Below are 10,398 nucleotides of genomic sequence, written 5' to 3' on the forward strand. Positions count from 1 at the left end.
ATGAACGTTTTTCGATCCAGTCTATTTTAGGCTCAGGGCAACCAACCTCGCAAAGTACGTCAATGATTGATAACAACCTTCAGTTACCTGCAGAAACATCTGCAGAAACTTCCAGGTCAACAGCATCCGTTGCGATGATTAACTCTCAGCAGGCTATCAATTCATCCAGGGCTACCACGTTAAAAGACACTTGTATGGTGTCTGACAATAAGGTCAAAACCAGGTACGATAAACGCAAGGAGTCCAGGGCCAGGTACGCCGCTTCCGATAAAGGCAAGAAGGTCAGGGCCAGATACGAGGCATCCGATAAAGGGAAAAAAACCAGGGCCAGGGCCAGGGCCAAATATAATGCGTCCGAAAAAGGCAAGGCAGCCAGGCTCAGGGCCAGCACCAAATACATCGCATCCGATAAATTCAGGGAGTCAAGGGCAAAATACGACGCATCCGATAGAGGAAAGATGTGCAGACGCTTAAGAGATGCAAGATCAAACACCTATAAAACAGCTAAAGAAAAAGGCTTAAGTGAGGTATTAGCCAGAAAAAAAGCAGACTTGGCAGCTCAAGCCAGGGCAAGAAAGCTGAATATCCATCAGAGCCTCCCTCCTCGCGTTTCAATCATCAAACTGAAGGAATATTTACAGTCACGATTAAAGCCATCCTAAACTGGATTTACGTCCCGTTGCTGTAGTTAACCAGCTAAACCACGACCAAACGACTCCAGTTGAACTTTCATAAGAAAGGCCGGTCTTAAGGTACAATTAAATCATTCTACAATTCAATATTTCTATGGACTGCTCCAATAACTTACCGACACCTGGTTCTTCCTGTTTTGTTTCCAGGCGACCAGATATAATTGAAGAAATGTTTCAATTGACATCCAGCGAACAGACGACATTTCGAGGCATGTCTGTTCATATAGTGCATGCATCTTTTCCTGTTTATCAGGGTCAGTCAGAGATACCGGTAAATAACGCTGGTAATGATGTGTCGTCATTAACACCAGGCACCCGCTTTATTCAGCAGATATGCCCATTGGGGAGCGAGCATGGTACCAGAGAACCTGCAAAGCCAGCAGGTTATTCGGATCCGGGGCATCCGTTGAACACTCTCCCTGTCGTACCTTCGAATCCGCAAACCTATCGCCCCGTTGCTGTCGTTAAACCACTGAATCTGAACCAAACGACAACTCATAAGCCATTCGCCCCGGGTGAAGAAATCATTGATGATAATGATTATTCTGCAAATTTATCGCATGGAAATAATATTGACTCTCGAATATTTACCGATCCAGCAGATTCGTTCGCAACGGATATTGCAGAAATCCCACAATCCATCCTTGACGAATATGTACCCTGGGATTCTGACAATGAAGCCGTTGAAGCCGTTGAAGCCGTTGAAGCCGTTGAAGCCGCTAATGATACCCCGTCATCAGTACCACACAACCCGGAAGACCTTGTGTATGGTAACTCGTCAATAGTTGAGCACCAGAGAGAGCATAACAGGGAACACCGGAGAAAGCTGTGCAAAGATGCCGCTTACCTGGAGTGCGTAAGGACACGTAGAAGGGAGCGGCAGAGGAAGCTTTGCCAAGATCCCGCTTATGCAGAACGCGAAAGGGCACGTAAAAGGGAGTGGCAGAGGAAGCTTTACCAAGATCCCGTCTATGCAGAACGCGAAAGGACACGTAAAAGGGAGCGGCAGAGGAAGCTTCGCCAAGATCCCGCTTACTTAAAACTCGAAAGAGAGCGCTACCGGAAACGCTACCGGGATAATCTCGCTTTCGCAGAGCGCGAAAGGATACGCAAAAGGGAGTGCTACTGGAATGCGCAGGGAGTACCAAAGGAAAAGCCACAGAGTGCACGAGTTGAATAATCCGTTTTGAGCAGAGGAACAAGGAATTTTGATAAACACTGACAATAGTATTAAATGGGTTGTGTTCGGGAAGAACTTTTATTGGAACTTTTATAAGAAAGAGCAGTCATAAGCTGGAATTCAATAACTCCATAACTTAACAATTCAATGTATCGACCAGCTATCACTGCGCAACTGAATACAGCTCCCTGCAGCTGTTCTTATTTTCAGGATACCGCTTCTTCTGAACCTGATGCATCAGGTCAGCCCTTCACCCGTGAAGTTATAGAAGCAGCTAATGTTCTATGTGCCATGCGTGCTGATGAAACCACTGAACACAACCGTCGGCAGCCAACGGTGCCTAACCTGCTGCATGATCCCCGGCTGGAACAAAGGTCAGTAGTACTCGTTGATAACTACAATAGGGAAGATCAATCGCTTGACCTGATAGTTAGAAGAAAGCTTCAAAAAGAATCTGGAACGGAACACCCGGTGCTTCATGCTGGCGAACACATGACTCACATTTCCGGGTACGGAATTGATTCACCAGGCTGTCAAGCCCGGGTAAGCATGGAGGTGTCTGGTAAAAGTTGCTTCCTGGCAACCAGACGCAACAGGGAGCCTTGCAAAAATCCCGCTTCCGCAGAACCTGGAGCAGAACCTGGAAAGAAGTGCAAAGGAAATCGTTACCGGGATAATCCCGTTTATGCAGAACGCCAAAGGAATCGTAGCAAAAAGCGTTATTGGGAACTTTGCAAAGATCCCGTTTACTTAGAGCGCAGGAGGAAGTACAGCAGGGAGCGCTACAGAAATAATCCTGCTTTCGCAGCGCAGCAGAGGGAACGCCAACGGCAGCGCTACCAGAATGATCCCGCTTTCGCAGAGCACCAAAGGGTACTCAACACGAAGCGCTACCGGAATGACCCCGCTTTCGCAAAGTACGAAAGGGAGCGCTACAGGATCCGCCATCATAATGACCCCTCTTGCGCAGCGCGCAAAAGGGAACTCCAAAGGGCGCTCTGCTGGAAGAATTCCTGTTATGTTGCCGAGAGATTTTCTATCAGGGAAGAAGCTTCAATCCCAGGAGATGGATATCGCCAGTCAGGCAAATCACCCGGAAACCCGGGTAAACTATCCCAGACTTCTTATCCTGTTGAAGCAACCCGGAATTCCAGTGAAAATTTAGATGGAGTTCCGCTCTCCTCGCTTTTCAGCCCTCAGGCTCCGGGAATATTTACAGTCCCGGTTGAACCCATCTCACATGAGTAAACGGCCAGCACTAAAAAGGATTATTGGCATTGCCAATCACCTCATTGACTCACCCGACGGCCATCGTCTTCCTTATCCGTGAGGCACAGGCTTTCGAAGCGTTTTATGCCTGGTTGACATAAACCTGTATCAAAGTGTTTTGAGGGAGGAACTTTTATAATGCAGAATGAGTCAAAACAGTATTTCAATAACTCAATAGTTCAATGTATATTTCCAATCAACTACCTTATCTTGCTGATGCCCCTTTTGACGGACCTTGTGCAAACTCAATAGGACAAACGTGTTGGTATGGCTTAAATAAGGAGCAGGCAAGTTATCAGGGGATGTCTGTTCAAATGCTTGAACCGCCTTTTCCTGCTTATGTCAATCAACCTGATATATGCCAGAACACACCTGAATCTTTAAGTCTATGGAATACCATAGATATTCTTTCACAAACACACGCTATTTTATCCGCCCCCTATGGAACCAACATACATAACAGACAACAACCCATTCTTAATGAACATTGTTTTGAGCATTGTTTTGAACATTGTTCTTATGATGTTCTTATGGAACCTGTTGTTGATGACAATTATACAATCACAAATATAACCGCAGTAAACCCTCAACAAATTATTGGGAAATATTCCCCGGGACTGGCACCGGTAACTTTTTCTTCTCAGCCATCATCACGTTCAGTCAGTATCCCTGCTCTAATGAATCAAAACATGCAACAGCGTTTTCAAACAGAAAATGCAGGCACTGTTGCAACCAACAGAATCAATATCGTTAAATCTCTGAAAAGGCCTTTATCTGCATGTGCAGGCTTTGCACCAATGCCCCAGGAATGTAAGAAAAACAGGTTTTCCACTACCAGCGAAAACAGAGTTGGAACCTGGGATTTTACACTGCCGATACACTCTGGCTGCAGTAAGGGTGCGTCCTCCACAATCACGATCGGAAAAGTAACCTATAAGGCTTACCATGATAAACTGAGAGAATTAGTACCTTCCTTTATATTTGATCAAGCTGAAGCCGCTGGCCTGGCAGCGGCAGCTGTTCAGGCGACTGATAAACAGGATTACAAAAGAGCTTATCGAAAGGCTTACAACGATAAAATGAAAGATTTATTTACTCCAGATCTACCTGATCAAGCGAAAGCAGCTGGTCAAAAAGTGGGTAAAGCAGCAGAAAAAAAAGCTCAGAAGAAGGCCTACCAAAATGCATACAACAGAATACTCATAGCACTGGTACCATCAGAGATATTTGGTCTGGCCAAAGCGGCCAGTCAAAGAGCTGATAAAAAGTTTTTCAGACAAGTTTATAACAAGGATTACCATAGTAGTTACAGCCATAAACTCAATGAATTAGTATCTCCAGAGATTTTTGATCAAGCTAAAGCAGCTGGCCAAGTAGCTGGTCGGGCAGCTGGTCGGGCAGCCAGTCGGGCAGCCAGGAAAGGATCCTACGGGATTGGTTATTACCGCGCTTACCACATTGCCCACAATGGCAAGCTGAGAGAATTAGTATCTTCAGATATAATCGATCAAGCCAGGGCAGCGGCTAGAGCAGCTGGGAAAGCCGCCAAGGCTAAAGCCGTACAAGCCAGGGAAGCTTTTGATACGTATTTATCCGACTTTCATCACCCCTTGGTAACAATCTGATGTCAAACAATTAATAAGTACAATCCTCCGTTTACATGGATTTTCTCCTATCCTGTAGATCATTGATTGATCCTGGGAGGGTTTCGCATGGTAGAACTGGTGTTTGAACAGCCCAACGTACTCGGTACTGAATTAGAAACCTGCAGCCAGAGTCCTATGACCGGCTTCTTTCGGGACGGGTCTTGCCATACCTGCCTGGAGGATTCCGGCAGTCATACAGTCTGCGCCCGAATGACCGATGAGTTCCTGCAATTTTCCCTGTCCAAAGGCAATGACCTCATCACACCCAACCCCGAAATTGGCTTTTTGGGTCTGAAAGCCGGTGACCGCTGGTGCCTGTGTGCAGCACGCTGGTTAGAAGCACATGAGGCCGGTGTCGCCCCGCCGGTTTTCCTGAATGCTACCAACATGGCGGCACTGGAAATGGTTGAACTGGCGACATTGAAGCACATGGCATTGGACTGACTGATAGTTGCTGGCAGTGTGATCCACTACTGTAAATGTGTCGTTCATCCACTATTCCGGTGATATAAAACAAAAGGTAACATTCCATGATCGAAACTCATGTTGAGAAAATAGAATGCTAAAACGTCTGGGCATCTCACTGTTTACTCTGTTCCTGCTGTCTGGTTGTGGCGAACAGCAGGCCGAAATAGAAGAAGCAATTCAAGAAGCCAAAGCAGCGGCTCAAGAAGCGCTGGAACAAGTGCAGGAAGCGGCCACTTCAACCGAGGCTGGAGAAATGATCAATCAGGCCCAGGATGCTATTAACGAGCTTCAGGCCAATGCGGACCCGGAAAAGGTGATTGAAATAGCCAGTGATCAGGCGGTACAAGTGATTGAAGAAGTCCAAAAAGCCACTATTGAAGCGATTCAGGAAGGCAAAGAGGATGCCGAAAAAGCGTTTGAGTAATAATCACGGCTGTTTCAAATAAAGGTTGGCCATCAGGCGCGTGTTTCACGGCCTGTTGCATCCATTGAAAATGGTCATAACTGTTTTTTTGGATTTCTTTGTAACTGATCGTTGTTTTAATCTGAATGTTGCTTTACTGAATCAAAGCGATCCGGGATATACCGGAGCTGCTGATCAAGGGCTTCAATGTATGCAGTGGCTTGTTTCAAGATATTTATTTTTGATAACCACAGACCAGACGCTCCGGGAACTTTATTTTTAAGCTCCTGAAAAGCCTTATTCATTGCCTTAACACGTTTTTTTTCTCTATTGTTCGCCGCCAGCCTTTGCTGGCGACTGCAAGTACGTTTTTTTCTCCGGGGGGCACTGGCAGGTAATTCCGTCGTTGACGTGGAACAATTGTTCTGAAGATCCACTTGATGGACATCAAATTGTTTAAAAGTTCCACCTCTGGCAGGTTTTATTCCAAAAGCGCTATATGGCTTGTCAGATGGAGCGAAGCATTCCTGTATCTGTGTCGTATTAACATGCATCAGATTTATTACCTTCTTCAATTTGAATGAAGGAATATAGCAGAGTTGCTGGCAGTCATAGTCAATCAGCCAGTCAGCTCACGATCAGAGTGATGAGTGAAGCTGGGTTCAGGTTGATCGGAAGTGGAATTGGGTATGAATAACATTTTTAAAATCCATCACGTGACTTTCGCTATCTGCCAGTTCCGTTATTTTTAACGTAGCAAGGCAACGATAGTAAGAAGGGTGTTCTGGAATTTCAGCTGCGCCCGGGAGCAGTAATATTCCAGAAGCAGCTGAAACTACTGTTCAAGCGGGATTAAAACAATCGGTTCAGCCCATCCAATGCAGCAACACGATAGGCTTCCGCCATCGTCGGATAGTTGAATGTGGTATTCAGGAAGTAACGGAGTGAATTGGCCTCACCCTCCTGCCGCATAACGGCCTGACCGATATGGACAATCTCCGAAGCCTGGTCACCAAAACAGTGAATACCCAGCACTTGCAGAGTATCCCGGTGGAAAAGAATTTTCAGCATGCCAACCACCTCACCGGTGATCTGGGCCCTGGCCAGTCGGGAGAAAAATGCCTTACCCACCTCATAGGGAATGGCATCCGCCGTCAGCTCTTCTTCGGTAAGCCCCAGGGAGCTGATTTCCGGGATGGTATAGATGCCCGTAGGAACTTCGTTGACAAAATGCCAGTGCTCACTGTTACAAAGGTGTGCTGCAGCCGAGCGGCCCTGGTCATAGGCGGCACTGGCCAGACTGGGCCAGCCGATCACATCACCCGCCGCATAAATATGGGGCAATGCGGTCTGATAACTTTCATTGACACTCAACTGCCCACGGCCATCGGGCTTGAGACCGATCATCTCCAGCCCCATGGCCTGAGTATTACCTGCCCGGCCATTGGCCCAGAGCAACATGTCGGCCTTGAGTTTCTTACCCGACTTGAGGTGCAGGACAACGCCATCATCCATGGTCTCCAGTTTCTGGAACTCTTCATTATGACGAATAATGACGTTCATTTTGCGCAACTGATAGCCCAGGGCATCGGAAATCTCTTTATCAAGAAAAGACAGCAGCCGCTCACGGGTATCAATCAAATCCACCAGTACACCCAGTCCTGAGAATATCGAGGCATATTCAGAGCCGATCACACCGGCACCGTAGATAATCATGCGTCGTGGTGTAGAGGACAGTTCCAGGATGGTATCGCTATCGAAAACCCGGGGATGGTGAAAGTCAACGCCCGGTGGGTGATAGGGACGGGACCCAGTGGCAATCAGGAAGCTGGAGCCGAAAAGACGTTCCGTATTCCCATTGGGCTCAGTCACCTCCAGGGTGTGCTCATCAATAAAGACACCACGGCCAAAGTAAAGATCAATGCGATTACGGGCATAATACATGGTGCGGGACTGCACCTGCTTCTGAATGACAGATTCCGCCCTTTTCAATACTTTGGGGAAGCTGAACCAGCGGGGATCACCAATCTCACGAAACATGGAGTTGGTATTGAAATCCATGATCTGTTTGACAGAGTGACGCAGAGCCTTGGATGGAATGGTACCCAGATGAGTACAGCTGCCACCGACAAAGTTGAACTGTTCAACAACAGCGACCTTTTTACCGAGCTTGACGGCATTCATCGCCGCCCCTTCTCCTGCAGGCCCCGACCCAAGGATGACCAAGTCGTATTTACTGACACCCATTTATTCGATTCCCCCGGTTCAAACACATTATCCGTTTATTCTTATTTACCGCTTATCCCTGGAGCGCCGGGAATACAGAGCACCGGGGACATTTACAGTCCCTGGTGTCTACATCCGACAGAAAAACCTGATAAGAAAATGTTACGCCTTTTTACTCTTACTTGATGCCGTTGCGTCATAAAACAGGTCATCATTTACCTCGGAAAGCGGATCGGTTTTGTCTCCGCCACCGCAAATAACACAACTGTCCTTCAGGCCAAGATTACTAAGGCCACCACAAGAGCCTTTAATCGGCTTATTGGCAAAAATTACACCCACGGCCATAGCGGCAATGAGCAGCAGAAAAGTACAAAATGTAATCAGCAGAATTATCATCACTGATTCCTCCATTATTTACCATGAAATACCGCTGATTCAGGCGATATCTGTCAGCTGTCTATTAAAGCGGTAATCCGTTCATGGCTGTTTATCCAAGCTCATGGCTGTTTATCCAAGCTCATGGCTGCTGAACCAGGTAAGGTTTGAAGGCCTCACTGGTTACCGTTGCAAATCCTTCATCCGTATAATAGGCAAAGCGAGCCGCAATACCCAGCCTGTTCGCCAGCGCCAGCCCTTTCTCATCACCCAGCACCATAAACATGGTGGCCAGGGCATCGGCCCGGGCCGATGTATCGGCAATCACGGCCACTTCCGCTACCCGCTTGGCTTCAGGCCAGCCGGTAACCGGATTAATGGTGTGCGAGTAACGCTTGCCATCGACTTCAAAAAAATTCAGATAATCACCAGAGGTTGCCAGTGCCTTATCCAGGGGCTCAACTAATGCTGACACACCGTTTTTACCCATTTCAGGACCGATAACCGCTAATCGCCAGGGCTTGCCATTAGGCTTGATCCCCTGAACCAGCACTTCGCCACCAACCTCTACCATAAAATCCTCAATACACCGGGCCCTCAGCGCTGCTGCCGCCTGATCAACACCATAACCTTTGGCGATGGAACTCAGATCAACAAACAACGCTTTTTCACGGGTCAGCGTTGAGTTTTTTGTATCCGCTTGCAAACTCTGATAGCCAACATTGGCAAGGGCTTCCCGGATGGCTTTTTCATCCGGAATATGACCCGGATATTGATGCTCAATCCATTGGACAAACTCTGGCGTATTGGTTAACTGCCGGGAGTCACTATTATTGTGGCTCTTCTCGACGGCAGCCCATTGGGTTGGGCCAAAACCCCACAGGTTCACCAGTGGACCCACGGTAATATCGTAGGCCCCATCCGATAGCTCAGAAATCGCCCGGGCTTCCTGAACCAGTTGAACAATATCACTGGAGAGTTTAAATGGCTCCCCTACCGGAGCCCGGTTAAACTGCATCAGCTCAGAGTCAGGCTTATAGGTGGACATCCGTTGATCGACATCAGCCAGGGCATCCTGTACTGCCCCGGACACATCCTTGACCGGATGGCCGAACAGGGTGGCGACATAACTGACGTTATAGGTCGTTCCCATGACCTGTCCCTGAAAGCTATATAGCCTGGGCCGCGTACTCAACACCAGAAATACAGCTACTGACACGATGATGGCCGGTATCAATGATCGTTTCAGAGATCGCGAAAGCAAGTGAAACTCCTGATTAGTGAGTAAATAGTGGGAAAGCGGTCCAATACGGCGTGGGTCAATCTCAGGCAATTTTCTTGACACAGTATGTGAACGAGAGGATACCACTGTTGCCGATGCTTTGAACAAGATGCCTTGGGAAAGCGCCCTGTCAAAGTCTGGCCGGATTCTAGCACCTGCCTGGGGGTTAATCATCAGGGATTAAACCTTAGTTGGAAACTTGTTTGTTGATGTAAGAGGCAGGTATTGTTACGCTTCCTTAATCACGAAAGTAGAAATCTTTTGGTCAAAAAACGTTAATAACCCATCAATGTCTGGTGTTGAGGCACTTTCTGTCAATCGCTCGTTTGACCACTTTCTTATTGATAAACAACAAAAAACAGCCTTGAAAGCAGATATCACAAAAATATACCAACAAATGGAGTCGTGGCGATGAGCTTAAGTATTCTCGATTTGTTCAAGATTGGTGTAGGCCCTTCCTCATCCCATACTGTGGGCCCAATGGTAGCCGCCAACCGCTTCCTTGATGCCCTGATCCAGCAGGGACAACTTGAGAATACCCGTCAGATTCGTATTGAGCTCTATGGCTCCCTGGCCATGACCGGCGAAGGCCATGCCACCGATACTGCCGTGATGCTGGGACTTATGGGCGAGAAACCGGACCAGCTTGATCCTGACCGGGTGCCAGAGTTGATCAACCATGTCCGCAACACCGGTCAGTTGATACTTGCCGGCCAATATCCGATTCCTTTTGTCGAAGATCAACACCTTCACTTTTTACATGGCCACTCTCTTCCCAGGCACCCTAACGGCATGACACTGAGAGCTTTTGATGAAGCAGGCCTTGAGCTTTTTCATGACAATTATTACTCCGTGGG

The 10,398-nt window shown here is 47.5% G+C and carries 11 protein-coding genes; 7 read left to right on the plus strand and 4 right to left on the minus strand.

The window, feature by feature from the left end; translation table 11 throughout:
- From KDK13_RS09295 to KDK13_RS09320, 6 genes are all read left to right on the plus strand, one after another.
- A partial coding sequence (locus KDK13_RS09295) for a hypothetical protein (protein WP_257284702.1) occupies positions 1-662 on the plus strand: 662 nt, incomplete at its 5' end.
- Positions 663-861: 199 nt separating this feature from the next.
- Complete coding sequence (locus KDK13_RS09300) at positions 862-1,872, plus strand: hypothetical protein (RefSeq protein ID WP_257284703.1); 1,011 nt, start codon at positions 862-864, stop codon at positions 1,870-1,872.
- A gap of 147 nt (positions 1,873-2,019) precedes the next feature.
- A complete protein-coding gene (locus KDK13_RS09305; RefSeq protein ID WP_257284704.1) occupies positions 2,020-3,120 on the plus strand; it encodes a hypothetical protein in 1,101 nt (366 codons plus the stop codon).
- Positions 3,121-3,323: 203 nt separating this feature from the next.
- On the plus strand, positions 3,324-4,766 hold the full coding sequence (locus KDK13_RS09310) for a hypothetical protein (protein ID WP_257284705.1): 1,443 nt from the start codon (positions 3,324-3,326) through the stop codon (positions 4,764-4,766).
- A gap of 87 nt (positions 4,767-4,853) precedes the next feature.
- A complete protein-coding gene (locus KDK13_RS09315) occupies positions 4,854-5,231 on the plus strand; it encodes a DUF2237 family protein (protein WP_257284706.1) in 378 nt (125 codons plus the stop codon).
- 115 nt (positions 5,232-5,346) lie between these two features.
- Positions 5,347-5,679, plus strand: coding sequence for a hypothetical protein (locus tag KDK13_RS09320; RefSeq protein ID WP_257284707.1), 333 nt, complete (start codon positions 5,347-5,349; stop codon positions 5,677-5,679).
- A gap of 116 nt (positions 5,680-5,795) precedes the next feature.
- Here KDK13_RS09320 and KDK13_RS19195 read toward each other — a convergent pair whose 3' ends face one another.
- From KDK13_RS19195 to KDK13_RS09335, 4 genes are all read right to left on the minus strand, one after another.
- Entirely contained in the window at positions 5,796-6,212 is a 417-nt protein-coding gene (locus tag KDK13_RS19195; RefSeq protein WP_373692227.1) for a helix-loop-helix domain-containing protein, read from the minus strand.
- 298 nt (positions 6,213-6,510) lie between these two features.
- The gene (gene sthA / locus KDK13_RS09325) at positions 6,511-7,905 is read right to left on the minus strand and encodes a Si-specific NAD(P)(+) transhydrogenase (RefSeq protein ID WP_257284708.1); all 1,395 of its coding nucleotides are present in this window, start codon (positions 7,903-7,905) and stop codon (positions 6,511-6,513) included.
- Between the two features lie 141 nt (positions 7,906-8,046).
- Positions 8,047-8,280, minus strand: a complete 234-nt coding sequence (gene nqrM / locus KDK13_RS09330; protein WP_257284710.1) for a (Na+)-NQR maturation NqrM — start codon at positions 8,278-8,280, stop codon at positions 8,047-8,049.
- A gap of 121 nt (positions 8,281-8,401) precedes the next feature.
- Positions 8,402-9,523 carry an FAD:protein FMN transferase gene (locus tag KDK13_RS09335; protein WP_257284709.1) on the minus strand — a complete coding sequence of 374 codons (1,122 nt, stop codon included), beginning with the start codon at positions 9,521-9,523 and terminating at the stop codon, positions 8,402-8,404.
- A 429-nt stretch (positions 9,524-9,952) separates the two neighbouring features.
- Here KDK13_RS09335 and KDK13_RS09340 point away from each other — a divergent pair.
- Positions 9,953-10,398, plus strand: a 446-nt coding sequence (locus KDK13_RS09340; RefSeq protein WP_306671062.1) for a serine dehydratase beta chain, incomplete at its 3' end; no start/stop codon positions are given.

This window comes from Endozoicomonas sp. SESOKO1 (assembly GCF_024606265.1).
Lineage (GTDB): Bacteria > Pseudomonadota > Gammaproteobacteria > Pseudomonadales > Endozoicomonadaceae > Endozoicomonas.